The sequence below is a fragment of the Pseudomonas sp. R3-52-08 genome, assembly GCF_003851745.1.
Lineage (GTDB): Bacteria > Pseudomonadota > Gammaproteobacteria > Pseudomonadales > Pseudomonadaceae > Aquipseudomonas.
In genome coordinates this window covers 2,449,748-2,475,712 of record NZ_CP027730.1, presented here as the reverse complement: position 1 = coordinate 2,475,712, position 25,965 = coordinate 2,449,748, and the positions used below count along the sequence as shown (strand labels likewise).

21 protein-coding genes are annotated in these 25,965 nt (G+C 60.9%); 12 read left to right on the top strand and 9 right to left on the bottom strand.

The window, feature by feature from the left end:
- The first annotated feature begins 2 nt into the window (after positions 1 to 2).
- Complete coding sequence (locus C4J91_RS11510; RefSeq protein ID WP_124362424.1) at positions 3 to 941, top strand: carbohydrate kinase; 939 nt, start codon at positions 3 to 5, stop codon at positions 939 to 941.
- 212 nt (positions 942 to 1,153) lie between these two features.
- Here the strand turns inward: C4J91_RS11510 and C4J91_RS11505 are convergent, their stop codons facing one another.
- Positions 1,154 to 1,420, bottom strand: coding sequence for a DUF1652 domain-containing protein (locus tag C4J91_RS11505; RefSeq protein WP_124362423.1), 267 nt, complete (start codon positions 1,418 to 1,420; stop codon positions 1,154 to 1,156).
- Between the two features lie 358 nt (positions 1,421 to 1,778).
- On the opposite strand from C4J91_RS11505, the gene C4J91_RS11500 reads away from it, so the two are divergent.
- Together C4J91_RS11500 and map are read left to right on the top strand one after the other, a co-directional pair.
- Complete coding sequence (locus tag C4J91_RS11500; protein WP_124362422.1) at positions 1,779 to 1,982, top strand: ParD-like family protein; 204 nt, start codon at positions 1,779 to 1,781, stop codon at positions 1,980 to 1,982.
- Complete coding sequence (gene map / locus C4J91_RS11495) at positions 1,979 to 2,734, top strand: type I methionyl aminopeptidase (RefSeq protein WP_124362421.1); 756 nt, start codon at positions 1,979 to 1,981, stop codon at positions 2,732 to 2,734. Before C4J91_RS11500 ends, map begins: the two co-directional genes overlap by 4 nt.
- A gap of 3 nt (positions 2,735 to 2,737) precedes the next feature.
- On the opposite strand, the gene sfnG is transcribed toward map, so the two are convergent.
- Positions 2,738 to 3,823: a dimethylsulfone monooxygenase SfnG gene (gene sfnG / locus C4J91_RS11490; RefSeq protein WP_124362420.1), complete on the bottom strand. Its 1,086-nt coding sequence runs from the start codon at positions 3,821 to 3,823 to the stop codon at positions 2,738 to 2,740.
- 268 nt (positions 3,824 to 4,091) lie between these two features.
- On the opposite strand from sfnG, the gene C4J91_RS11485 reads away from it, so the two are divergent.
- On the top strand, positions 4,092 to 5,330 hold the full coding sequence (locus C4J91_RS11485; protein ID WP_124362419.1) for an acyl-CoA dehydrogenase family protein: 1,239 nt from the start codon (positions 4,092 to 4,094) through the stop codon (positions 5,328 to 5,330).
- Positions 5,331 to 5,518: 188 nt separating this feature from the next.
- On the opposite strand, the gene C4J91_RS11480 is transcribed toward C4J91_RS11485, so the two are convergent.
- The 4 genes from C4J91_RS11480 to C4J91_RS11465 form a co-directional block, all read right to left on the bottom strand.
- Positions 5,519 to 6,304: a sulfite exporter TauE/SafE family protein gene (locus C4J91_RS11480; protein WP_124362418.1), complete on the bottom strand. Its 786-nt coding sequence runs from the start codon at positions 6,302 to 6,304 to the stop codon at positions 5,519 to 5,521.
- 82 nt (positions 6,305 to 6,386) lie between these two features.
- Positions 6,387 to 7,166: a class I SAM-dependent methyltransferase gene (locus C4J91_RS11475; RefSeq protein ID WP_124362417.1), complete on the bottom strand. Its 780-nt coding sequence runs from the start codon at positions 7,164 to 7,166 to the stop codon at positions 6,387 to 6,389.
- A 52-nt stretch (positions 7,167 to 7,218) separates the two neighbouring features.
- Positions 7,219 to 8,535 carry an ATP-binding protein gene (locus C4J91_RS11470; RefSeq protein WP_124362416.1) on the bottom strand — a complete coding sequence of 439 codons (1,317 nt, stop codon included), beginning with the start codon at positions 8,533 to 8,535 and terminating at the stop codon, positions 7,219 to 7,221.
- 3 nt (positions 8,536 to 8,538) lie between these two features.
- Positions 8,539 to 9,240 (bottom strand): response regulator transcription factor, encoded by a 702-nt coding sequence (locus C4J91_RS11465; RefSeq protein ID WP_124362415.1) that lies wholly within the window; start codon positions 9,238 to 9,240, stop codon positions 8,539 to 8,541.
- Positions 9,241 to 9,529: 289 nt separating this feature from the next.
- Here C4J91_RS11465 and C4J91_RS11460 point away from each other — a divergent pair, with 289 nt between their 5' ends.
- The 5 genes from C4J91_RS11460 (at position 9,530) to C4J91_RS11440 (ending at position 16,112) form a co-directional block, all read left to right on the top strand.
- Positions 9,530 to 10,672 (top strand): efflux RND transporter periplasmic adaptor subunit, encoded by a 1,143-nt coding sequence (locus C4J91_RS11460; protein ID WP_124362414.1) that lies wholly within the window; start codon positions 9,530 to 9,532, stop codon positions 10,670 to 10,672.
- A gap of 6 nt (positions 10,673 to 10,678) precedes the next feature.
- Entirely contained in the window at positions 10,679 to 13,777 is a 3,099-nt protein-coding gene (locus C4J91_RS11455; RefSeq protein ID WP_124362413.1) for an efflux RND transporter permease subunit, read from the top strand.
- Positions 13,778 to 13,915: 138 nt separating this feature from the next.
- On the top strand, positions 13,916 to 14,557 hold the full coding sequence (locus tag C4J91_RS11450; RefSeq protein WP_124362412.1) for a DUF1345 domain-containing protein: 642 nt from the start codon (positions 13,916 to 13,918) through the stop codon (positions 14,555 to 14,557).
- A 73-nt stretch (positions 14,558 to 14,630) separates the two neighbouring features.
- Positions 14,631 to 15,470, top strand: a complete 840-nt coding sequence (locus tag C4J91_RS11445; RefSeq protein ID WP_124362411.1) for an AraC family transcriptional regulator — start codon at positions 14,631 to 14,633, stop codon at positions 15,468 to 15,470.
- 54 nt (positions 15,471 to 15,524) lie between these two features.
- Complete coding sequence (locus tag C4J91_RS11440; RefSeq protein WP_124362410.1) at positions 15,525 to 16,112, top strand: LysE family translocator; 588 nt, start codon at positions 15,525 to 15,527, stop codon at positions 16,110 to 16,112.
- 51 nt (positions 16,113 to 16,163) lie between these two features.
- On the opposite strand, the gene C4J91_RS11435 is transcribed toward C4J91_RS11440, so the two are convergent.
- The 3 genes from C4J91_RS11435 to C4J91_RS11425 form a co-directional block, all read right to left on the bottom strand.
- Positions 16,164 to 18,377, bottom strand: coding sequence for an autotransporter outer membrane beta-barrel domain-containing protein (locus tag C4J91_RS11435; RefSeq protein ID WP_256681677.1), 2,214 nt, complete (start codon positions 18,375 to 18,377; stop codon positions 16,164 to 16,166).
- A 271-nt stretch (positions 18,378 to 18,648) separates the two neighbouring features.
- Positions 18,649 to 20,631, bottom strand: a complete 1,983-nt coding sequence (locus tag C4J91_RS11430) for a hypothetical protein (protein ID WP_124362408.1) — start codon at positions 20,629 to 20,631, stop codon at positions 18,649 to 18,651.
- Between the two features lie 190 nt (positions 20,632 to 20,821).
- Complete coding sequence (locus C4J91_RS11425) at positions 20,822 to 22,831, bottom strand: hypothetical protein (protein ID WP_124362407.1); 2,010 nt, start codon at positions 22,829 to 22,831, stop codon at positions 20,822 to 20,824.
- A 230-nt stretch (positions 22,832 to 23,061) separates the two neighbouring features.
- Here C4J91_RS11425 and C4J91_RS11420 point away from each other — a divergent pair, with 230 nt between their 5' ends.
- From C4J91_RS11420 to C4J91_RS11410, 3 genes are all read left to right on the top strand, one after another.
- Complete coding sequence (locus tag C4J91_RS11420; RefSeq protein WP_124362406.1) at positions 23,062 to 24,117, top strand: LacI family DNA-binding transcriptional regulator; 1,056 nt, start codon at positions 23,062 to 23,064, stop codon at positions 24,115 to 24,117.
- A gap of 90 nt (positions 24,118 to 24,207) precedes the next feature.
- The gene (locus tag C4J91_RS11415) at positions 24,208 to 24,990 is read left to right on the top strand and encodes a sugar phosphate isomerase/epimerase (protein ID WP_124362405.1); all 783 of its coding nucleotides are present in this window, start codon (positions 24,208 to 24,210) and stop codon (positions 24,988 to 24,990) included.
- Positions 24,983 to 25,924, top strand: coding sequence for a sugar kinase (locus C4J91_RS11410; RefSeq protein ID WP_124362404.1), 942 nt, complete (start codon positions 24,983 to 24,985; stop codon positions 25,922 to 25,924). The genes C4J91_RS11415 and C4J91_RS11410 overlap by 8 nt, the downstream gene beginning before the upstream one ends.
- Positions 25,925 to 25,965: the final 41 nt, after the last annotated feature.

Sequence of the window (25,965 nt, the reverse complement as noted above, 5' to 3'; positions counted from 1 at the left end):
CTATGTATCTGGTGTGTGGTGAAGCGCTGTTTGATTTTTTCAGCGAGGAGAATGCCGATGGGCAGGTTGCCAAGCTCAATTACACGGCGATTGCCGGTGGCTCGCCGTTCAACGTGGCGGTGGGCCTGCGCCGTTTGGGGATCGAGTCCGGGTTCTTCGCCGGGATCTCCCACGACTACCTGGGCAGGCGCCTGCTACAGGTGCTCAAAGACGAAGGCATGAGTGAAGATTTCCTGGTGCCCTTCGACGCGCCAACCACCCTGGCCATGGTGGCCGTGGGCGCCAATGGTTCACCGCAATACAGCTTTCGTGGCGAAGGCTGCGCAGACCGGCAACTGCAGTTGACGCACCTGCCGCCCCTGGGTGATGAGATTCGCGGGCTGCATGTGGGCTCGTTTTCCCTGGTGGTACAGCCGATTGGCGACACGCTGCTGGCGCTGGTCAAGCGCGAAAGCGGCAAGCGCCTGATCAGCCTCGACCCTAACGTACGACTGAACCCGCAACCGGATATCCAGCTGTGGCGCGACCGTGTGATGGAGTTGGTCAAGCATGCGGATTTGATCAAGGTCAGCGATGAAGACCTGCACCTGCTCTACCCCGAGCAGTCCCCCGAAAGCGTGCTGCAAGGCTGGCTGCAACACCGCTGCCAGTTGGTATTTCTGACCCGTGGTGGCGATGGCGCCAGCGTGTTCAGTCGCCGCCATGGCAGCTGGTCGCAACCGGCAATCGATATCGTGATGGCCGATACGGTGGGTGCCGGCGACACCTTCCAGGCGGCGCTGATCGCCTGGTTGACCGAGCACCGGTTGGACTCGGTGCAAGGGCTGCAACAACTCAGCCGTGAACAGATCGACGCCATGCTCGGCTTTGCGATTCGCGCCGCGGCGCTGACCTGCACCCGCACCGGGCCGGACCTGCCTTACCGCAGCCAGCTAGGCTGAACGCCCATAGGCCGCGCATTTCGCGTGTGCCTTTACCCCCGGCCCCGGCGACGATACCTACGTCTGCGACAGCGGCACCCTCAATGGCGGTGTCACCTTTGGCGCGAGGGCGTGAGCGGCAACGCCGGGGTGCGTATGAGTTGGAAAGACCGTGTGGTTTGAGGGCCTGGTCAATACCAAGCCCACAGGTCAGCGTTGAACGAGGCACACCCTTAAGATCTGCGCCCTCCTGCTCGTTGCAGCAAGGGCGTGTGGCTGTGCTTGAGGTATTCACGCAGTTCAGCGATCAGGCTGCAAATGGCGCGACTGCTGTCGAGTTTGTCGGCGTTTATCCCTTTCACCTCCAAGTCCACTCGATCACGGTCGCGGTCGTCGTACACCTTGATTGTCAGTGAAGCGTCTTCGGCTTTGGTGCACTCACACCGCTTAGGCAGGAAACTTCCTTCAATAATGCTGCGAAGCTCTAGTTCCGAAAGCATGGCTAACCTCTCCTTTGTTGAGACTGCCAATGGTTTTATAAGTATCCGGCAGGCCCTTGCCTGCCACGTCTTGCCGGCCCTGGAAGACGCCTACAGAAATAAGCCTACTCGGCAAAATCTCCTGCTGTTGTAACCATTCTTCATAAGCGCTGACGGCGCTTATATATGGAAAATCTGACTGTCTACATCCTCGCCGAACCACTTCGATTAAACGTTTAACCCACAGGATGCGTGCGCGGGCCGGTTTTTCCAGCAACATATGGCAACCAATTCACCTGTCGCCGTTGAGTCGAGAGGGACTTACGCAAACCATACGAAACATATACGCTTCGTATATCAACCCAACACAGTGAAGCTTATGGGCATCGTCAAGATCACCGACCAACTGCACGAACAACTGCGCCTGGCCAGCGCCGCGATGGACCGTTCCATCAACGCCCAGGCCGAGTTCTGGATCAAGATCGGCCTGCTGGCTGAACTCAATCCTCACCTGCCCTACAACGAGCTGATCAACAAGCTGTTGTTGGACAAACCCGACCTGATCCGAGGGCGCAGCCAATGATCAAGACGCCACAACAGCTGGTGATCATGCGCGAAGCCGGGCGCCTGCTGGCCCAGGTGTTCAGCATGCTCGACACCTTTGTCGTCGCCGGCCGCTCCACCCTGGAGCTGGACAGCGCCGTCGAAACCTTCATCCGCCAGGAGCTCAAAGCCCGCCCGGCCAGCCTCGGGCAATATGACTACCCCTTCTGCATCAATACCTCGATCAACGAAGTGGTGTGTCACGGCATGCCCAGCGCCACGCAATTGCTCAAGGAAGGCGACATCATCAACATCGACATTACCCTGGAAAAAGGTGGCTTTATCGCCGACTCCAGCAAGATGTACATGATCGGCACTGTCTCCCCCAAGGCGCAGCGCCTGGTGGAGATGACCTTCGAGGCCATGTGGGCGGGCATCCGCCAGGTGCGGCCCGGTGCCCGCCTGGGTGATATTGGCCATGCGATCCAGCACTATGCACACACCAACGGCTATAGCGTGGTGCGTGAATACTGCGGCCACGGCATTGGCCGGGAAATGCACGAGGAGCCACAAATCCTGCACTTCGGCCGTCCCGGCACGGGGCTGGAGCTGCGTGAAGGCATGGTGTTCACCATTGAACCGATGCTCAACCAGGGCAGCGCGAAGGTGCGCAGCCTCAAGGATGGCTGGACGGTGGTGACCAAGGACAACAGTCTCTCGGCGCAATGGGAACACACGGTTGCGGTGACGGCCGATGGGTTCGAAGTATTGACGCTGCAAGCGTCCGCTTGAACTTCAAGCCACCTGCTTGATCGCGGCCTTGGCCTCCAGCTCACGCACCAGCGGCAACACGCGTTTGCCGAAGTACTCCACTTCTTCCTGGAAATGCAGGAAAGCGGCCAGCACCAGGTCCACGCCCACCGCTTTAAGCGCCACGATGCGTTCGGCGATCTGCTGCGGCGTGCCGATCAGGTTGGTCTTGAAGCCGTCGTTGTACTGCACCAGGTCTTCAAAGCTGGACTTGGCCCAGTTGCCCTCGCCTTCCGGGGATGACTTGCCGGCTTGTTTGGCCGCGTCACCGAAGGCGTTGACCGCTTCCGGGTCGGCTTTATCGATGATCTCGGCGAGCACGGCACGCGCTTCTTCCTCGGTGTCGCGGGCGATCACGAAGGCGTTGACACCGATTTTGACCGAATGGTTATTCGCCGCCGCCTTGGCGCGGATGTCATCGACCTGGGCCTTGATGCCTTCCGGGGTATTACCGTTGGTGAAGTACCAGTCCGACACACGCGCGGCCATGTCCCGCGCCGCCCGCGAACTGCCGCCCTGGAACACCTCGGGCTGGCCCAGCGGCTTGGGCTTGAGGGTGTAGTTGTTGAAGCGGTAGAAGTCGCCCTTGAAGGTGAAATCGTCCTGGGTCCATATGCCTTTCAAGGCGCGGATGAATTCTTCGGAGCGGCGATAGCGCTCATCGTGTTCCAGCCAGGGTTCACCGATCGCCTGGAACTCGCCCTTGAACCAGCCACTGACGATATTCACCGCGATACGGCCGTTGGTGAGCTGGTCGATGGTTGCCAGTTGCTTGGCCGCCAGCGCCGGTTGCCACGGGCCCGGCAGGATCGCCGCAATCACCTTGAGGGTGGTGGTCGCCGCCAGCAGCGCGTGGCTGAAGGCCACCGACTCGTGCTGGTTCTCGGCGCCGTAGCCGGCAGTGAAGCGGATCTGGGTCAAGCCGTACTCGAAGCCGGCGGCTTCGGCCAGTTGCGCCAGTTTACGGTTGTAGTCGATGCCCCAGTGGGTACGTTGTTCGATCTTGCTGACCACCAACCCACCGCTGACGTTGGGCACCCAATAGGCAAATTTTACGGCTTGCTGACTCATTGAACGGTTCCTCGCACACAGGGATGTACCCAGGGCTTGAGCAGCAAGCGTGCCAGTCACGGTTAAACGCCCTGGGCGTGTGGGTTGCGGCGCAAAACCCGGGGTTTGCACGGCGTGCCGCGACTGTCATGGATCGCTGCGCTTTGTCCAAATGCTGTTGCTGGAGCAACAGCGGCGGGCATCCCCGCGCCGTAAATACGGGCCGGCGTGCCCGGCACGGACTGTGCAACCACCCTGGGACTTGATCACTGCCCAGGAGCCCACCCCCATGACCGAGCAACACGTCATCAACCCGCTGTCCATCGGCGTCGACTACACCACCCTGGCCGAGCGTTTCCGTCCGATCTTCCAGCGCATCGCCGACGGCGCGGTAGAACGCGAGCACAGCCGCACCCTGCCCCATGAGCCGATCCGCTGGTTGAAAGAAGCCGGCTTTGGCGCGGTGCGGGTGCCGGTGGAATATGGCGGCGGCGGCGCGTCCCTGCCGCAATTATTCGAACTGCTGGTGGAACTCGCCGCCGCCGATTCCAACGTGCCCCAGGCCCTGCGCGGGCATTTCGCGTTTGCCGAAGACCGCCTGAACGCGCCGCCGGGCGCGGGCCGAGACCTGTGGTTCAAGCGCTTCGTCGACGGCGACCTCGTCGGCTGCGCCTGGACAGAAATCGGCACTGTCGCAATTGGCGACGTGGTCACCCAGGTCAGCCCCAACGGTGACGATTGGGCCCTCAACGGCGAAAAGTTCTACAGCACCGGCAGCCTGTTTTCCGACTGGATCGACGTGTACGCCCAGCGCAGCGACACCGGCGGCGACGTGATCGCCGCCACCCGCACGCGCCAGCCAGGCGTGGTGCAAAGCGATGACTGGGACGGCTTTGGCCAGCGCACCACCGGCAGCGGCACCACGCGCTTTACCGATGCAGTCGTCGAAGCGCACAACGTGATCGACTTTGCCGAGCGCTTTAAATACCAGACCGCGTTTTATCAACTGGTGTTGCTGGCCACCCTGGCCGGCATCGGCCGTGCCGCGCTCAACGACGTGGCCCAGCAGGTACGCAGCCGCAAGCGCATCTACAGCCACGGCAATGCCCCGCACGTCAGCCAGGACGCGCAGGTTCAACAGGTGGTCGGCGAAGTCGCCGCACTGGTTTACGCCGCCCAGGCCAGCGCGTTGAAGGCCGCGCTGCCGGCGCAACGGGCTTATCTGGCACGATTTGGTGGGGATGAGGTCGCCGAGCGCGAGGCTAACGTGGCGGCCGAGATCGAATCGGCGACGGCCCAGGTGGTGGTCTCGGAACTGATCCAGCGTGCCACCAGCCAATTGTTCAACGCGTTGGGGGCCTCGGATGTGCGCCAAGGCAAGGCCCTGGACCGGCACTGGCGCAATGCGCGGACGGTGGCGTCGCACAATCCGCTGATCTACAAGGCACGGATCGTCGGTGACTGGGTGATCAACGGCACTGAGCCGCCGTTTGTCTGGCAAATTGGCAACGGCCCGGCCAAGGCCTGAGGCCGGTTCCATATGTGTGGCATGGGGCTTGCCCTAATGCCAGTCAGTTAAGGCTTTTTGTAGGAGCGAGCTTGCTCGCGAAAAACTCACAGGCACCGCGTTTATTCAGGAAGCACGCGTTATCGTTGACGTTTTTCGCGAGCAAGCTCGCTCCTACAGGAGATTGGGGCTTGCCCCCTCCCACATTTTTAGAACGCCAGTTTGTAGCCCACCGCCATCAACATCACCGCCAGGCACGGACGCAGCACCGCGTCCGGGATCCTGCCGGTCATGTGGCTGCCCAGGTAAATGCCCGGCAGCGAGCCCATCAGCAAAAAGCCCAGCAGGTGCCAGTCCATATTGCCCATGCTCGCATGGCCCAGGCCCGCCACCAGGGTCAGCGGCACGGCATGGGCGATCTCGGTGCCCACCAGTCGGCGCGTGGCGAGGAACGGGTACAGGATGAACAGTGCCACGGTACCCAGCGCGCCGGCACCGATGGAGGTCAGCGCCACCATGGTGCCAAGGACGACACCCGTTACTACGGTCAGCGCATTCAGGTTGCGCGGGCGCATGTGATAGTCGTCACCGGCATGGCGTTGGGCGAACGCCAACAAGCGTTGCTTGAACAGGATCGCCAGGGCCGTCAGCAGCAACACCACACCCAGTGCCTGTTTGATCACCGCGTTCATGGCGCTGGGGTCGGTGTGCAGGCTGGCGAGGAACCACAGGGTCAGCAGCACCGCAGGCACACTGCCCAGGGTCAGCCAGCCGGTAATGGTCCAGTCGATGTTCCGGTTCTTGCTGTGCACCAGCACACCACCGGATTTGGTAATGGCGGCATACAACAGGTCCGTGCCAACGGCGGTGGCCGGGTTGATGCCGAACCACAACAGGATCGGCGTCATCAGGGAGCCGCCACCCACGCCGGTCATGCCCACGATAAATCCTACGATCAGGCCGGCAACCACGAAACCCACATTACCCACATCCATTACAGCTACCTGCGGCCTTATAAAATTCTGGCGGCAGGATAGCGATTTTTCTTATAACCACTTATATCAATATGATCTGACTTTATGCCTTTTCTGCTAATCGCTGGCAGGCATACGCCTGGGTTTGGTACGCAAAAGCCACGGTGTCACGGCCCTTCAAGGCGGGATGGGTGTCGATCAGTTGCTGCAATTGCGCCGTGACGCCAGCTTTTTCTGCGGGAGGCAATGCGGCGATAAAGCTGACAGACAGGATGCGGTCCATGATCACTTCCTTCGGGCTGCCGACATGCTGATAGGCAAAGCAGGTCAGTTCAGGGGCGGAAAAATACTCACCAGTGAAAGCCTCGCGCCAACGTCCGCTATGAAAACGCGGGGTGTCGCCCTCGTAGGGAGTAATGATGGCCGTGATGGCAGCGATCCAGTCCACCGACTCATCACGCACATTCCACACCAGCCCCAAACGCCCTTCGGGTTTGAGTACACGGTGGATCTGCGCCAGCGCCGCCTCACTGGAAAACCAGTGGAAGGCCTGGGCACAGACCACCGCGTCGGCGCTCGCGGACGCCAAAGGCATGGATTCGGCCGTGCCATTGACCAGCCGTACGCCCGGCAGCAGCTTGACCAACTGGGCGCCCATTTCCATCACCGGTTCGACGGCGATCAGCGTCGGCGCCAGGCTGCTGAGCAGGCGCGTGAACTTGCCGGTGCCGGCCCCCAGGTCGATCACGGTCGAGTGGGCATCGATGCCCAGCGCGTCGGCCAGCCAGCCGGTGAGTTGTCGCGGATAGCCGGGGCGACCTTGCGCGTAAGTGCGGGCCTGGGTAGAGAAACCTTGCTGAGCGGACGCGTGGACACCAGTCATTGCCAATCTCTCTTCGGGTAAAGCGGGGGCCACAGTGTGCGCCGTCTCGCGGTTATTTTCTAATCGCTGCATCGACGGCAGGCAACCACACACGAAACCGCGCGCCGCCCAAGGGTGAAGCCTCGGCGGTCAAGCTGCCGCCTTGGGCTTGCAGGGCCCGCCGGCTGATGGCCAGGCCCAGGCCGAAACCTCCGGTGGCGCGGTCGCGGCTACGGTCCAGGCGGTAGAACGGTTCGAAGATGCGCTCGCGCTGGTCCGGCGGAATGCCGATGCCATCATCCTCCACGAAGATTTCACAGCCGTTGGGGCAGACCCTGACGCCGACCTGGATGCGCTTGTCGCAGTAACGCGTGGCGTTGCGCAACAGGTTCTGCAGGGCGCGGGCGGTGAGGCGCGGGTCGAGGCTGAAGCGCTCCACGGCGCAGTCGAGCGCCACGTCGATAACAATCTCGGGGTTCTCCAGTTCATCGTCGACACTGCCCAATACGCTGTCGATGAATTCGTCGAGCACCACCTCCACGCGCTCCGGCTCCTGCGCCGGGTTTTGCAGGCGGCTGTAGGAAAGCAACTCCAGCACCAGCTCATCCAGTTCACGAATATGCGCCACCAGGCTTTGCAGGCGCTCCCGGCTGGCCGCAGGCAAGTCCTCCGCCAGGGCCAGGGCCAGGCCGAAATCCAGGCGGGTCAGCGGCGTGCGCAGTTCATGGGACACCGCGTTGAGCAGGTCGCGCTGCTGGTTGAGCAGGTGTTCGATGTCGTCGGCCATGGTATCGAACACCGAGGCGAGGCTGCCGATGCTGGAGCTGGCGGGGATCAGCGTGCGCTCGGCCAGGTTGCCCCGCCCCAATTGCGCGGCGGTACTTTTCAGGCGTTCCAGGTCGCGCCAGTGCGGGCGCAGCCACACCAGCAGGCAGGCGAGCAGCGCCGCGACGATCAGCACGTTGATCGCCCAATACAGCACGTTCATGTCCAACGGATCGGGCGGTACTGTCAGCTTGACCACGAATTGCTCATTGATCGGCGAGCTGATTTCCTCCATCCAGCCCCATTCCCCCAGGCGCACCACCGATTTGCCCTGTTCCAGCAGTTTTTCTTCCGCCGGGGTATAGCGCGCATCCTGGCGCAGCAGCAATTGCACCTTCAACGGCGCAAAATCGTGGCCCAGCTGCTCGGTGACCTGTGACCAGCGCTCCACCGGTGCGCGCACGTATTGCTTGACGATCAGCTTCTGCTGGCCGCGGGTCTGCTCGATGTTGTAGTTCATGTAACGGTGTTCGAACAGCTGGATCACCAGGGAGGGGATCAAGTAGATCGCCGCGCTGTAGGTGACGATGGTGATCAGGTAGAGGCGCAGCAGGACACGAAACATGGCTCAGCATTCCCACTCGGAACGGCTGAACAGGTAGCCCTTGCCCCACACGGTCTTGATCTTGCGCGCTTCACCGGCGTGGTCATCGAACTTGCGGCGCAGCTTGGAGATGGCCACGTCCACCGAACGGTCGGTGCCATTGAATTCGATACCGCGCAGGCGCTGCAGGATCTGGTCGCGGCTGAGCACTTCACCGGCATGTCGCGCCAACACCACCAGCAGGTTGTACTCGCCGCTGGACAGCTCCACCGCCTGCTCGCGCCAGGTCACGGTACGCTCGCACAGGTCGATGCACAGGTTGCCCATGATGATACGGTCGCTGGCCACCTGGGGTTCCGACAGGCTGCTACGGCGCAGCAAGGTGCGCACACGGGCGAGCAGCACCCGTGGCTCGCAGGGTTTGGTCACATAATCGTCGGCGCCCATTTCCAGGCCCAGCACCTGGTCGTGGCTGTCGTCGCGGGCGGTAAGCATCAGGATCGGCAGGCCCGCCGAGTCGGCGCGCAGCAGGCGGCAGACCTGCAGGCCGTCGAGGCCGGGCAACATCAGGTCGAGGATGACCAGGTCCGGCGGGTTCAGGCGCGCGCGTTCGCGCACCTGGTCGCCCCGGCTGAGCACGCTGACGTGGTAGCCATTGCGTTCCAGGTAGCTGGCAATCAGCTCGGAGAGCGCGGCGTCGTCTTCCACCAGCAGGATGTTGGGCATGAAGGTGTTTCCAGAAAATACAGTGGAGTGCCGTACACAAATCCAATGTGGGAGGGGGCTTGCCCCCGATAGCGGTGTGTCAGCTAATCAAAAGTCGGCTGGCACCCTGTCATCGGGGGCAAGCCCCCTCCCACATTTGATCTTCATTGCAAGCAGGGTTGTGCAAGGATATACGCCCCCGACGCCCCGCGCGCCGTACCTTACATTTCTTCACAGACGCACTACACAGCTTCACAGCACCACGGCGCAGGTGACCTTAGGATGCGCCAGTCAATATTGGGATAAGAGCATGTCGAAGAATCTGTTTGCGCCGTTTTGCCTGTTGGCGCTCACCCTGGCGCTGAGCGCGTGTGACAACTCCACAGCCGAGGCGCCGCAAGTGCCCCTGGCCAAAGTGCGCATCGAGACGCTGCAGGCCAAGCCCCTGTCCATCACCAGCGAATTGAGCGGGCGCATCGCTGCGCCGCGTATGGCCGAGGTGCGCGCACGGGTGGCCGGGGTGGTGATGCAAAGGGTCTTCAACGAAGGCCATGACGTGAAACAGGGCGACGTGCTGTTTCGCATCGACCCGGCCCCGTTCAAGGCCGACCTCGACAGCGCCCAGGCCAACCTAAGTAAAGCCGAGGCCAATGCGTTCCAGGCGCGCCTGCAGGAGCAGCGCTACAGCCAGTTGGTGGAAGGCAACGCCATCAGCGGCCAGGAGTACGACAACGCCCGCGCTGCCCTGCGCCAGACCAACGCCGAGGTCGCCGCCAACAAGGCCGCCGTCGAGCGGGCCCGGTTGAACCTGGGTTACGCCACAGTGACTGCACCGATTTCCGGGCGCATCGGCCGTGCGCTGGTGACCGAAGGCGCCCTGGTCGGCCAGAACGAAGCCACGCCGCTGGCGATCATCCAGCAACTGGACCCGATCCATGCCGACCTCACTCAGTCGACCCGCGAGCTGAATGACCTGCGCCGCGCGTTTCGCGCCGGTCGCTTGCAGCAGGTTGGTCAGGACCAGGCCAAGGCCACCCTGATCCAGGATGACGGCAGCCTGTACCCGTTGCCGGGCAAGTTGCTGTTCGCCGAGATCAGTGTCGACCCGGGCACCGGGCAGATCATTCTGCGCAGCGAATTTCCCAACCCGGACCTCGACCTGCTGCCCGGCAGCTTCGTGCGGGTGCGCCTGGAACAAGCCGTCGACCAGCAAGGCCTCAGCGTGCCGCAGCGCGCCATCACCCGCGACAGCGCCGGCATCCCGATGGTGCTGTTGCTGGACAGCGAGCAAAGCGTGCGCCAGCAGCCGGTGGAGTTGGGCGCAGTGATCGACGATCGCTGGGTGGTCAGCAGCGGCCTCAAGCCCGGTGACCGCATTGTCGTCGAGGGCCTGCAACATGCGCGCCCCGGTGAAAAAGTTGAAGTGGACGACAGCCCGCTCGTGAAGGAATAACCCGCCATGCCGCAGTTCTTTATCGACCGCCCGATTTTCGCCTGGGTGGTGGCCCTGTTCATCTTGCTGGCCGGCTTCCTGGCGATCCCGCAATTGCCGGTGGCCCAATACCCCAACGTGGCGCCGCCAAAGGTAGAAATCTACGCGGTATACCCTGGCGCTTCGGCCCAGACCCTGGACGAAAGCGTGGTCAGCCTGATCGAGCAGGAGCTCAACGGCGCCGATCACCTGCTGTATTTCGAGTCCCAGAGCAGCCTCGGCTCGGCGACCATTACCGCCACGTTCCAGCCGGGCACCAACCCGGAAATGGCCCAGGTGGATGTGCAGAACCGCTTGAAGGCGGTAGAGCCGCGCCTGCCGCAAGCAGTGACGCAACAAGGCTTGCAGGTGGAGAAAGTCTCGGCCGGCTTCCTGCTGCTGGTCACGCTGACGTCCAGCGACGGCAAGCTCGATGATGTGGCGCTCAGCGATTACCTGGCGCGCAACGTGATGAACGAACTCAAGCGCCTGGACGGTGTGGGCAAGGCCCAGTTGTATGGCGCCGAGCGCGCCATGCGCATCTGGATCGATCCGCAGAAGCTGATCGGTTTCAACCTCACCCCGGCCGATGTGAATGCCGCCGTCAGCGCGCAGAATGCCCAGGTGTCGGCGGGCAGCATCGGCGACTTGCCGGGCACCAACACCCAGGAAATCACCGCCGCCATTCTGGTCAAGGGCCAACTGTCGACGCCGGCGGAGTTCGCCGACATCGTGCTCAAGGCCAACCCTGACGGCTCCACCGTACGCATCGGCGATGTGGCGCGGGTTGAAGTCGGCAGCCAGGAATACCAGTTCTCCACGCGCCTGAACGGCAAACCGTCCACCGCCGTCAGCGTGCAGCTGGCGCCGGGGGCCAACGCGCTGAACACCGCGACCCTGGTGCGGGCGAAGATGGACGAACTGTCGCGCTATTTCCCGGCCAACGTGGAATACAAGATTCCCTACGACACCTCGCCGTTCGTCAAAGTCTCGATCACCAAGGTGGTCTACACCCTGCTCGAGGCAATGGCGCTGGTGTTCGCGGTGATGTTCCTGTTCCTGCAGAACGTGCGCTACACCCTGATCCCCACGCTAGTGGTGCCGATTGCGTTGATGGGCACCTTTGCCACCATGCTGTTGCTGGGTTTTTCAATCAACGTGCTGACCATGTTCGGCATGGTGCTGGCGATCGGCATTCTGGTGGACGATGCGATTGTAGTGGTGGAGAACGTCGAGCGGATCATGGCCACTGAAGGCCTGTCGCCCAAGGAGGCGACGAAAAAGGCCATGGGCCAGATCACCGGCGCCATTGTCGGTATCACCCTGGTGCTGGTCGCGGTCTTCCTGCCGATGGCGTTCATGCCCGGTTCCGTGGGGGTGATCTACCAGCAGTTCTCGTTGTCGATGGCCACCTCGATCCTGTTTTCGGCCTTCCTGGCCCTGACCTTGACGCCAGCGCTGTGCGCCACCTTGCTCAAGCCGATTGCCCAGGGCGAGCACCATGCCAAGGGTGGCTTTTTCGGCTGGTTCAATAAACGCTTTGAACAGCTCACCGACCGCTACGAAGGCTGGGTGGCCTATGCGCTCAAGCGCAGCGGCCGTTACCTGCTGATCTACCTGGTATTGCTGGTGGGCCTGGGGCTGCTGTTCAGTCGCCTGCCCTCCTCATTCCTGCCGGTGGAAGACCAGGGCTACACCATCACCGATATCCAGCTGCCACCGGGTGCCAGCAAGAACCGCACGGTGCAGGTGGCCGAGCAGATCGAGGCGCACAACGCCGGTGAGCCGGGCGTGGGCGATACCACCATGATCATGGGTTTCAGTTTCTCCGGCTCCGGGCAGAACGCGGCGCTGGCGTTCACCACGCTCAAGGACTGGTCGGAACGCGGCGGCGATGACTCCGCGGCGTCGATTGCCGACCGCGCCAACATGGCTTTCAGCGAGCTCAAGGATGCGATTGCCTATGCGATCCTGCCGCCGCCGGTAGACGGCCTGGGCACCTCCAGCGGCTTCGAGTTCCGTCTGCAGGACCGCGGCGGCGTCGGCCATGCGGGGTTGATGGCCGCGCGCACCGAGCTGCTGGAGGCTGCCGGTAAAAGCCCGGTCCTGGCCAACGTGCGCGAAAGCGCCCTGGCCGAAGCGCCGCAGGTGCAGCTGGAAGTGGACCGCAAGCAGGCTAATGCGCTGGGCGTGTCGTTCGCCGATGTGGGCAATGTGCTGTCGTCGGCCATCGGTTCGGCTTACATCAATGACTTCCCCAACCAGGGCCGCATGCAGCGTGTGGTGGTGCAGGCTGAAGGCGACCAGCGCAGCCAGGTGGCGGACTTGATGAAGATCAACGTGCGCAACAACGCCGGGAAGATGGTGCCGTTGTCTGCCTTTGTCGAAGCCAAATGGACCCAGGGCCCGACGCAATTGACCCGCTACAACGGCTACCCGGCCATCGCCATCAGCGGCGAAGCGGCGCCGGGGCACAGTACCGGCGAGGCGATGGACGAAATCCAGCGCCTGGTCAGCCAGTTGCCGGCGGGCCTGGGCCAGGAATGGACGGGGTTGTCGTTGCAGGAACGGTTGTCCGGTTCCCAGGCGCCGTTGCTGCTGGGCCTGTCGCTGCTGATCGTGTTCCTGTGCCTGGCGGCCTTGTATGAGAGCTGGTCGATCCCGACCTCGGTGTTGCTGGTGGTGCCGCTGGGCGTGCTCGGCGCGGTCGTGGCCGTGAGCCTGCGCGGCATGCCCAACGATGTGTTCTTCAAGGTCGGCTTGATCACCATCATCGGTTTATCAGCGAAGAACGCGATTCTGATCATCGAGTTCGCCAAGGACCTGTACGAGCAGGGTGAAGACCTGATCGACGCCACCTTGAAGGCGGCGCGCCTGCGCCTGCGCCCGATCATCATGACATCGCTGGCGTTCATCCTCGGCGTGGTGCCGCTGGCGATTGCCACCGGTGCCAGCTCGGCGAGCCAGCAGGCGATTGGTACGGGGGTGATTGGCGGGATGATCACCGCGACATTGGCGGTGGTGTTCGTGCCGGTGTTTTTTGTGGTGGTGATGAAACTGGTGCGCAAGCGTCACAACAAAGATTAATCCAATGTGGGAGGGGGCTTGCTCCCGATGGCGGTGTGTCAGTCAGCATATTTGGCACTGATACACCGCCATCGGGAGCAAGCCCCCTCCCACAGGATCAGTTACAGTCTGCTCAACTATCACCAGTTGTGAGCAACCATGCCCTTCCTCGCCCGTACCCACCCTCGCCTCTCAGCCGCCGCCGTGCTCGGCCTCGCCGTGGGCATCCTGGTACCCGCCGATACGCTGGCCAGCAAAATTTTGATCGGCTGGAACGCCGGGGTCTGGACCTACCTGGTGCTGATGCTGTGGCTGACCAGCCGTGCCAAGGCAGAGGACGTCAAGCGTATCGCCGAGGTCGAGGACGAAAACGCCGGCCTGGTGCTGTTCACGGTGTGCATCGCCGCCATCGCCAGCCTGGCCACCATCACCTTCGAACTGGTCGGCAGCAAAGACCTGGCGCCCACCGAACGTCTGTTGCACTACGGCTTCACCGGCTTGACGGTGATCGGTTCATGGCTGTTGATCGGGGTGATCTTCAGCGTGCACTACGCCAGGCTCTATTACACCTGGAACGGCAAGGAGCCGGCGCTGCGCTTTGCCGAAGGCTTGCTCACGCCCAACTATTGGGACTTCCTGTATTTCTCCTTCACCATCGGCGTGGCGGTGCAGACGTCCGATGTGGGCGTCGCCACCCGTGGCTTGCGCAAGGTGGTGCTGGGGCAATCGTTGATCGGTTTTCTGTTCAACACGGCGATTCTGGGCTTTTCGATCAATATCGCCGCAGGCCTGTTTGGCTGAGTTGCACAAACCTTCTAGACGCCTGGCCGCCCTTGGGCGCTAATGGCATTACACATTCATCCTCGGTGTTTTTATGGCCGCGCACAATTGGATCGACCTGTCCCAGGACGCCGACACCGGCATCGAGACCCTGCGCGCGCATTTCGAGGGCCACGCCTACGATCCCCACTGGCACGACAGCTACCTGATCGGCGTCACCGAGCAAGGCGTACAGCAATTCAACTGCCGCCGCACGCGCCACAACAGCGTGCCGGGCCAAGTGTTCCTGGTGGAACCCGGTGAATTGCACGACGGCGACGCGCCCACCCCGGACGGCTTTACCTATCACATGCTGTACCTCGACCCGCACTGGTTGGCGCGTGAAGTGAGCGCGGTGTTCGAAGAGGCGCCGCTGGACAGCCAGTTGAGTTTCGCCAGCACCTTGACCGGCGATCCGCGCCTGGCCCTGGCCACCAGCCAGGCCTTTCAAACCTTGCACAGCGGCGAGCTGCGCATTGTGCGGCAACGCGCCATGGACCAATTGCTGGAGCGCCTCACCGGCCACCTCTGCTGGCGCATCCGCTACCGCGAGGACCCGCGATTGCCGCAGGTGGCGCACAAGGCCAGGGAATACCTGCATGCCCATCTGCACGCAGACATCGGCATGGACGAACTGGCTCTGGCCTGTGGTGTCGACCGCTTCCGCCTCAGTCGCGCCTTCAAGAGCGCATTCGGCCTGCCGCCTCACGCCTACCTGGTGCAACTGCGCCTGGCTCACGCTCGGCATTTACTGGGCAAGGGCGAGCAACCGGCGGATGTGGCGATTGCCCTGGGTTTTGCCGACCAGAGCCACCTGGGCCGCTGGTTTGTGCGCGCCTACGGTCTCACGCCCGCCGCGTACCGCAGGCGTTGCTCAAATGTTCCAGACAGGTAGCGTTCAGGCCTGTGAAGATCGACTCCATCAATCGATTGTTGGGAGTCGCCCGCCATGTTGCCGTTTATCCTGTTTGCCTTTGTCGCCTCCATCACCCCGGGTCCTACCAATATCCTGGTGCTGAGTAACAGCGCACGGTATGGCTTTAAGGCCGCACTGCCGATCATCCTCGGCGCCTGCCTGGGTGCAGCAGGCATCGTGCTATTGGTGGGCTCCGGTGTGGGCCAGTCACTGGTGCATTTGCCCAAGGTACAAAGTGCGATGCAGTGGGCCGGCGTGGCCTGGCTGAGCTATCTCGCCTGGCAGATTTTCAGCGCGCCAGTGGAGGCCTTGGACGTACAGTCAGCGCAAAAGCGACTGGGTTTCAGCGGTGCCGCCAGCCTGCAATTGATCAACCCCAAGACCTGGATGATGGCGCTGGCAGTGGTCAGTGTATTTGCGGGTAATGGTGCAGAGCGCCAGAGCCAGGTAATGACCCTGTCGATGGTTTTTTTCCTGATTTCTTTGCCATGCCTGGCAACCTGGGCCGTGCTGGGTGCGGGCTCAAGCCAGTTCCTGCGTTCGCCAAGTGCCATGCAACGCTTCAACCGCTGTATGGCCCTGCTTCTGCTGGGTTCAACCTGGCTGAGTGTAGTGATCTGAATGTAAAAAAGGGGAAGCCATAGCTTCCCCCTGTTCAATCGAACGACAACTTCAGAAGTCGTACCGCACGCCGAAGTTGACGCCCCAAGGCTGGTCGATCTTCTTGCCTTGGCTGGTTTCGAAGTCGGCATGCAGCTTGACGTTCTCCGATACGGCCATGGCTACACCGGCCGCCAGCTCGATGCGCGAGCCGGACAGGTCGTTGTTGAAGCTCTGGTCGTTGATGAACACCTTGTTGCTCTGGTCAAACTCGTGGGCGACCGCAGTACGCAAGTAAGGCTGCAGAATACCGCCGCTCTCCAGTTGGATGTTCTTGCCCGCAGTCACACCCAGCTTACCGACCACCGAACTGGAACGATCACCCTTGGCGTGCAACCCATTGGTCAGGTCGTAGCTTTGCGCCTGGGTGATGGTGGCCGACAACTGCCCATAAGGCTCGACGAAAAAGCCGTCGTCCAGCTTGATATGGCGACCGAACTCAGCCGAGGCGCCCACGGCGTTTTGCGCGTAGTTGCCTTTGGCTTTCTTGCCATCGCTCATAGTCACATCATTTTCAGTGTGCAACCGGTTGAGCTTGGCCACACCGTCGAAGTACAGACCGCTTTCAGCGTCCATCCAGGTGGCATAACCGCCCACGTAGTAGCTCTTGACCTCGCCGCTGCTGCCACGGTTCAGGCTTAGATCGGAGACGCTGTGACCGGCCATCATACCGGCGATCCACTGGCCGTCCCCTCCGGACAACGGCGCGTCGGCACCGATGGTGAAGCCCTTCTGGTTTTGCGTGTAGCCCGCACCGTTCTTGTTGGCCGCCACATCGAATTTGTTGCCGTAGCTGCGCATCCACATACCGTTGCCCGCGCCTTCGCTGAAGCGCAATTCGCCCATGCGCGTACGCAGGATGCTCATCTCGCCATACAGCACGGTCGGCGCGCTGTTGAACAAGGCCAGCACCGAGTGGGCGGTAGTACTGGTGCCGCGACGGGAGGGGTCGAGCAGCCAGTCGGTACCTTCTTTCTTCAAGCCGTAATCATAGGCGCCAATATCAACGGTGCCGCCCGCCAGGGCGAACTGCGCATCACCGCCTTCGGTGTGCACCACCTTGATCGGCTCGCCCTTGGCCAGTTCGGACCCGGTGGCCGCCAACAGCAGGCTGTGGTTACCTTCGGCCTTGCCCTGCACGTTGAGGAAGTCGGTCTGGTTGGTGGAAAAGTCGGTGTGCATGATGAAGGTGCCGTTACCGTCCAGGCTCTTCACATCCAACTGGTAGAACTCATTTGGCCCGCCGAAGGTCACAGCACCGCCGCCCATCTTCAAGGCGTCGACATTGCTGTCGCCGACCAGCACCCAGTTGGACGCTTCGTTCACACTCAACTCGGCGACGTTTTTCAACTGGCCGGTCAGCCAGGCACCGTTGTTGAGTTGCACCTTGGCATGACTGCCCTCTTCCACCACCACGTCGCCGAACAGTGAGCTGTTATCCACGTTCATGTTCGCGGTGGAACCACCGGTCACTTCCAGGATATTGCCGTTGTCGCCGGTCAAGGTAGAACCATTGAGGACCTTGATGTCGGCATCAGTCGCACCATACTCATCCCCCATCACCAACAGTGCCGCGCCGTTACGACCCTCGACATGGGAACCGTCCAGCACCAGGCTGCTTGAGTTCTTGTCGCTCGCCTCGTAGCGCAGCTCCACGCCATTCTGGCCGCCAACGATGCGACTGCCGCTGGCTGTCGCACCGGCACCCAGCAGCCGGATGCCCACGCCGGTTTCATCCGTCGCAATCACGTCCGAATTGGCAAAGTTCAGTTGACTGAACGCCGAGGCAATCGCACCCATGGTGGTGCCGGTAACGGTGCTGCCAGACACATTCACGGTCGAGCCGTCCGACGTCAGGAAATTACGGCCTGCACTGATTGCTACACCGCTTTGGTTGGTGACCGTACTGTTGTTGATGTCTGCGGTGCTACCGGTCAAATGGATCGCATAAGGAGAAGAACTACGCGCTTGAACTGTCGCGCCATTCAAGGTGATTTTCGAGCCACCGGACGCCTGGATTTCTTGTGCAATGGTGCCTTCATTCAGCGTCATCCTCGAGCCGACCACTTGGGATTGACGCAAGGTGGCCCCGTTAGAGATCAGGTGAGAGTCCCCCGTGACATACCAGTTGTCGACGTAATAGCCCGCCCCAATCGTGCGTTCCTGCCCTTGAGACACCTCCTGTCGAGCCTCGGCAACTGAAGTACCGAGTATCAGGAACCCCATGGCGGGTGCCTGGATGGCAATGGCCAAAGGGTGTTTTCTAAAAAAAGCATTCATTCTCATTTTGCGCGCATACCCGTAAAGAACCTTCCCATCAGGGAACGAATTGACCGGCACCAAGCAAGGCAGGGGCAGGCCGTGACGGAGCGCAGATTAAGAAATAGGGAGGAAGGGGTATGTAGGACTTATCTTAACAAGAGAAACCAAAATCGCAGGTGTTGGGCAATACAGGCTTGAAGAAGACCCATTGCAGGTCCTCTCCAAGCCCAACCCGTTAAGACCAGACGGTTCCGTCGCAATAGGTTGGCGTTGAGCCCGACAGATACGTACGCACAAAGGCTAGTGTCTCGATAGAGTTCACCGGACTGGGACCTGGAAGGGGTACCGAATACTTGATACGTACGGAGCCGGCAGAAAGGCTCGCTGCGTTGATAGGTTTGATGAATGTACTACCCGGTCTGACAGCAACTCTGAAACCTGTAACCACTTCGCTGCTATTGACCTTGTGAGGAAACGTACCCGAAGCCGCGGGAAGTGGCGTCAGTCCTGCGTCATCGCTGAATGCCATCCACTCTAAAGGAATGACCATTCCCTCAGTAATGAGAGGATGAGGCGGTACGAAAACCATCAGGGTATCACTTGGCTGTGGAACCGCAGAGCAGCCGATGATGACCTGCCCGGTTGGTGTGGTGATGGCACCGACCACCGAAGGCGGCTGGAATGTAATGACATTGGCCGAGACATCAATACCTTGCACCAATGAATAGTTGGCGTTGATGCTAGTCGTCGTGACGATTCGATACTGCAATGGAATCCCAACGCCGTTGCCTTGCCTGGAAATGAATGGCCATGGCACATGCATAGGAATGACATCACCCGGGTTCGCCGTAGTGTTATCAACCGCAACACTGTCAACCCGCTCGCCCCCATAATACAGTTCAATTGTGAAGGGTTCGGCTGAAGGCAAGGGCGCGGCACTCCACAAAGTCACCGCGACCGGCGCGTCCTGCTGCGCGTCACGTGGGTCCAGCGCATTCGGCAATGCCGAGACGGGCCCCGTCAATACAGGCGCGGGCAGATTGGGGTTGTTCAAGTCAGGCTCGTCAGGGTTGACCGGGCCGGGCGCAAACAGGTTTAGCTCGATCACCGCAGGCGTGGGTACCCAAGTGAACACACCGCCACGCTCAACGGCATATTCTACCGTCAATGCGATAGGCCCGTTGCTCGAACCATATAAGGTGCGCAATACCGGGTAATCCACCGGGAAATTATAAGGAAGCGCAGTGGATCCCAGCGGGATGGGACCGACCTGCTGATTACCGTGCAACGTGGTCAGGCGCACGTAAAGGTTGTCTTTACTGCGATCCGGGACATAGTTGGGGATAATCACATCCATTCCCGACGCTGCAGCCGCATCCATCCGGTCGATCAGGCGATCGCCGCCCCCCGCAAGGCTCAATGCCAACCTGACGCCCGGCGTCTGAAGGACCGGAGCAGGCATGATGGCAATGACCACCGGTAACCCGAGCGAAGGGAGAATGCTGGGGTTGCCGGAAGCGTCGCGTAACCGGTAATAAAGGCTTCGAGCACCCTCCCACTTCTTCGCTTGATCCAGGGTGAGTACCACGACTTCATCGGGAAACACCGGGCCTGATGCAACGACATCTCCGACAGGCCCATCCAGCAACTCCCATGTGTCTCCCGGCTGTGCATCAAAGGCGTCATAATTGGGAATTGGAAATCTTGCCTCGTCGCCGTTATCCTCAAAGTATTTGGCATCCAGCGGCCCGGAATGCCCGACCGGCATCGACAACGGTCGCGGAGCAATACCGGCAGTCTGGTAGGGCCCGGTTCGATCGACAATAAACGTGACCGTATTGGAACCCGAGATATTAGTGCCAAAGGTATTGGTCACCTTATAACTGTACGAATGAGTGCCTTCAGTTAGTTCAATCTCAGGTATCCGGGCCACATACGGTCCTGGCGCACGATGCACGTCTTGGCCAATGTAGCCGGTCTCGAAGTTACCCGTGTCATCAATATAATTATCTCGAGTGGCAGGATCCCCCGGGGACGGGGCAGGTAACCACGCTGCAATGTCCAGGAGTAGATCCTGATCCACCGCAGCGCGGGTCAGCAAACCAGGATAAAGGGTGTTATCAACATACCCGCGCGGCACTGCCGCAGGCAGCGAAATGGGTACAGGGTCTGCCAGTTTGCTCTTTTGAATGGCGAAAGGGCCTAGTTTCTTTTTCATATCAAGTCACTCACCGTAGTCATATGCACCAGTGTTGAAATACTCGCCGCCTTGAGGCGAGCTTGTAATACGGATAACCCAGCGCATGCTTAACGTATTGAGAACCAGCAATGAAACATGCCATACAACACCCGAACACCCGTTGGCATAGCGTCAAATCATTCCGCTTTATACTGTTGTGGCCGATCACTCACCGGCGCGTGTCATCCACCGCTGCAGGCAACCATTGCAAGTCCGTACCATCGCAAAAGCCAGGGTCTCCAGGCTGGCAAGGGTAATCGCCGCCAGGTGACTTTCGATCTATACGTACGCGCCCTTTCGGCCCCTCACTGGACTTGCCCAACAACGCGCCATCTCGATAGACGAAATACTTTGCTGTCGCGGACGCAAAGTTACGCATCGGCTCAATTTTAGTCTCCCAAGGCAACACCACTATCTCGGCCCCATTAATAAAATGTTCGGACATCAACGTTAAGCCGCCTTGAAACTCGGTGCCGATGATAGGGTCCGACCAGTTGTTAGCCCTGAACCCCTGCCAAAAAAAATCGATGACATCGCCAACGTTCATCGGTGCCGCAACAGGCACTTTCCACCGAACCCCGTGACAGATCGCAGGGCGTGAGGTACAGGTCAGATAAGGAACACTCCCATGCAACGTGTGCTGTATTTCCGGGTCGGGAAAATCGATCAAGGGGTCAACGTGAACATTGACCAACGTGTCTGGGGCCAGTTGTTCATTCACGCCGTTGCTGGTGGTGTAATGAACCGGCAGTTCAGGGTGATTGCCCTCTTCAACCACAACACTGCCGGGAACATCCGGAGCAAACCTGATTAGTTGATCATAGGCATCGCCTGGCTGGACTGTGTAATAGGCAACCGGCCCTCTATTGCCCCAGTACAGTGAAAGCACTTGGCCCGGTTGCGGGTCCATAAAAAGTCGCACCCATACACTGGCACCAGCGATTCGGTCGCGCAAATCCAACTCATTGAACAACCCCGACCCATTGCCGAACACCTGCACCTTGGTCAGTGAAGCGTTAAGCAACGCGGGGGCATTGGCATGGTCCTGGCCTGCAATCGTGAAGTCTGTCTCGAACAAACGTACCGGTGATGGAAAAGGGGGTCGGCCCGCTCGACGTATTTCGTATTGCACAGGTACCGACTCACGCATCAGCGGGCCCGGTATACGCAAAATTGACCAGGGGACAGGCACGGTAAATGGAAAACCAGTGATCGGCGTTTCCGCAACCGGTCGCCCCTGCCAGAGGACCACCACGGCGTCGCCTGGGGCGTATCCGTCGTATTGCGTCGGGATAACGACCGCGATGCCGGCGCGAGCATCATCGCGCTTGAGCAGAAGATCGTTGTAGGCCGGTGGCCGGATTTCGGGAGGGGGCAATTTACCGGGAGAGGGGATCAGGTTGACCGTAAAATCCATCGAAGCACTCAGGGGGCTGTAGTTTCCCGCCCTGTCGTATGCACGCACCGTCATATAAGCCCTGCCGTTGGGCAGCGCGCGGAACAGGTCACGATGAACCCTGAGCACCAGGGGTTCGTCAATGAAGTGAAACGTCTGGATATAGTCATAAATCAAAGGAAACGGCGGCGTTTCATCCGACAAATACAGGGCAACCTGATCATCTCGCTCTCGCACTAAGAATTCCGGCACTTTAATCTCTATGAATTCGTAATTGGCAAGAACGCTTTCGGTGATGCCAGACGAGGCAATGTTAGAATCGACAAACTCGGGATGATCGGACGGTGAAACAAACACCGGAGGATTGCGGTCCAGCCTCAGCATTCTGGGAGGTGAATCCACATCCGGGCTGCCCTCTTCTACAACCCGATACCGCAACTCGATGACTGCGTCGAAATCCATCATGTAGTGTGCTGGCACGTACAGGGAGTAAGGAAAGGTCGCTGCGGCAAAAGATATTTCGTTAAAAACGACGAAGTCAGCGACTCGCTCAACACCGCCCACCTTCCAGATCAATTGGAGCGCATTGGTACGGCCCAGCGTTGGCCCCGGTGCCCATTTTTTGATACGGCATTCCAATGGCATTGCGTTGTAAGGGCTGACGATGAGCCCGTCGGGGTCTGATACCGGTACGCCGACGATCTCTGCGAAGGGGTCCAGCATCAGCACACCATCGCGCTGTTTACGGAGGGTGGGCAATGGTCCGTTACCGGGCGTGTCCATGGTGCATGCTCCTATTCAAAGGCCGCCTGTTGAACACGATTAGGCACCTGATTGGGGAGTGCGACTACTGTCAGACTTGACAGGTTTTCCTTGCCATTCGTCGGTTATCAAGGCTCGGGCTGCCGGCAATTTTTCGTACAACTCTTGACGCGTTTGCTGACATGGTGTCTTCTGAAACCGGTTTCAGCCTGACCCACAATTTTCTATTCCAATAAGAAAGGCCCGCCACCGTGACTTCATTTTCCGCCGCCCAGCGCAGCCGCGTGACCATGCTTGATGTCGCCGAGCGCGCTGGTGTGTCCAAGGCCAGCGTGTCGCGTTTTATCGGCGATGACCGCGCCCTGCTCTCCGATGCCATCGCCCTGCGCATCGAGCAAGCCATCGATGAACTTGGCTACCGCCCCAACCAGATGGCCCGTGGCCTCAAGCGAGGGCGCACGCGCCTGATCGGCATGCTGGTGGCTGATATCCGCAACCCCTATTCCATTGCGGTGATGCACGGTGTCGAAACCGCCTGCCGCCAGCACGGCTATAGCCTGGTGGTATGCAACACCGACCGCGATGACGAACAAGAGCGCCAGCATCTGGCGGCGCTGCGTTCGTACAACATCGAAGGATTGATCGTGAACACCCTCGGCCATCACCTCGACCAACTGCTGGAACTGCAACGGGAAATGCCCCTGGTGCTGGTGGACCGCAAGGTCGAGCCGCTGCACAGCGACCTGGTGGGGTTGGACAACCCGGCGGCGGTGCGTATGGCGCTGGAACACCTTGAGCAGCAGGGTTATCGCGAGGTGCTGCTGGTGAGCGAGGCGACCGACGGCACCAGTTCACGGCTCGAACGCCTGCACAGTTTCAAAACTGAAGTCGCCAACCGCCCGGACATGAACGGCGCCGTACTCGAGTTGAACGACGCGCTGGAAAATCACCTGCGCATCTTCCTGGCCAAACCCGCGCGCAAAGCGCTGTTCTGCGCCAACGGCGTGGCGGCGCTGGCGTGCACCCGTGCGCTCAAGGCATTGGGCTGCCACCTGTTCAACGATATCGGCCTGATTGCCCTGGATGACCTCGACTGGTATCCGCTGGTAGGCAGTGGCATCACAGCGCTCGCCCAGCCGACCGAGGCGATTGGTGCCAGTGCGTTCGACTGCCTGCTCAAGCGTTTGCGTGGCGATACAGCCCCCACGCGTACCCTGGATTTTTTGCCCGAACTGATCATCCGAGGCTCCACCCAACTCCCTGTGGGAGGGGGCTTGCCCCCGATTGCGGTATATCCGTCAGCTTAGCTGTAGCTGACCCAACGCTATCGGGGGCAAGCCCCCTCCCACATTTTGTTCTGCGCATAAAAATGAAACCGGTTTCAGAGGTAAACAACAATGCATGAATATCCCGTCTCTATCAGCCTTTCCAGCTACGGCGCCGAACTGGTCCGCCAGCAGGGCCAATTGAGTTTTGTCGCGCTGCTGCACGCCGCCGGTGCCCGGCGCATCGAATGGCGTGAAGAACTGCTGACCACCGAACCGCCTGACACCCTGGCCCAGGCCGCCGCCGAGCAAGGCCTGGAGTCGGTATTTTCCTCGCCCCTGGAACTCTGGGTTGCCGGTCGTGCCCAGCCCAATGCGGACCTGGCCGCCACCCTGGACCTCGCCCAGGCCTTCGGCTCGCGCTGGCTGAAAGTGTCCCTGGGTTACTTCACCGACACCAACGACCTGGAAAGCCTGCACGCCCTGCTCAATCGCCACCCGGTCAAGCTGCTGGTGGAAAATGACCAGACCCTGCACGGCGGGCGGATCGAGCCGATGCAACGGTTTTTCACCGAGGTCGAGCGCCTGGGCCTGCCGGTCAGGATGACCTTCGACATCGGCAACTGGCAATGGCAGGACCAATCCGCGCTCACCGCCGCGCGCCTGCTGGGCCGGCACGTGGACTACTTGCACTGCAAGGCCGTGGCCCGCCGCCCGGACGGCAAGCTGGTAGCCCAGCCGCCTGGCGCGACCGACCTGCATCTGTGGGAACAACTGCTCACGCACATGACCCAAGGTATTACCCGGGCGGTGGAATTTCCGCTGCAGGGCGACGACCTGATCCAGGTCACCGCGCAACAGGTCGCCACCCTCGCCCGCCTTGGCCAACCCCGCGTGGAGAATGCCCATGTCTGAGATCGATATCCTGTCGTTTGGCGAGACCATGGCGATGTTCGTCGCCGAGCAGACCGGCGACCTGGCCCAGGTCGGCCAGTTTCACAAGCGCATTGCCGGGGCCGACAGCAATGTCGCAATTGGCCTGTCGCGCCTCGGTTTCAATGTCGCGTGGTTGAGCCGGGTGGGTAACGACTCCCTCGGGCGCTTCGTGGTCGACACCCTGGTCAATGAAGGCCTGGACTGCAGCCACGTAGCCATCGACCCGCTGCACCCCACCGGTTTTCAGCTCAAGTCCCGCGAAGAAGCTGGCGCCGATCCTCAGGTGGAGTACTTCCGCAAAGGTTCGGCGGCCAGCCATCTGTCGATTGCGGCCATCAGCCCGGCCCTGTTGCAAGCCCGCCACCTGCATGCCACCGGGATTGTGCCGGCGTTGTCCGAGGCCACCCGCGAATTGTCCGTGGAGTTGATGACACAGATGCGCAAGGCCGGGCGCAGCGTGTCCTTCGATCCGAACCTGCGTCCATCCCTGTGGGCCAGCCAGGCGCAGATGATCCGCGAAATCAACGCCCTGGCCGGCCTGGCTGACTGGGTATTGCCCGGCCTGGGCGAAGGCCAGCTGCTCACCGGCTTCGATGACCCGGCGGATATTGCCGCGTTCTACCTCGACCAGGGCGCCGAAGCGGTGGCAATCAAGCTCGGGCCCGATGGCGCGTATTACCGCACCCAGATGGACCAGGGCTTCGTCGCCGCCGTGCGCGTGGAAAAGGTTGTCGACACCGTGGGCGCCGGCGATGGTTTTGCCGTGGGCATGATCAGCGCCCTGCTGGAAAACGCCAGCTTTCCCGAGGCGGTACAACGCGGCAACTGGATTGGCAGCCGCGCCGTGCAGAGCCGCGGCGACATGGAAGGGCTGCCCACCCGCGCCGAATTACCCAGCCGATCCGTTGCTTGACCCATTACCCACTCTCCCTGTTGCCACAACTACAACAAGCT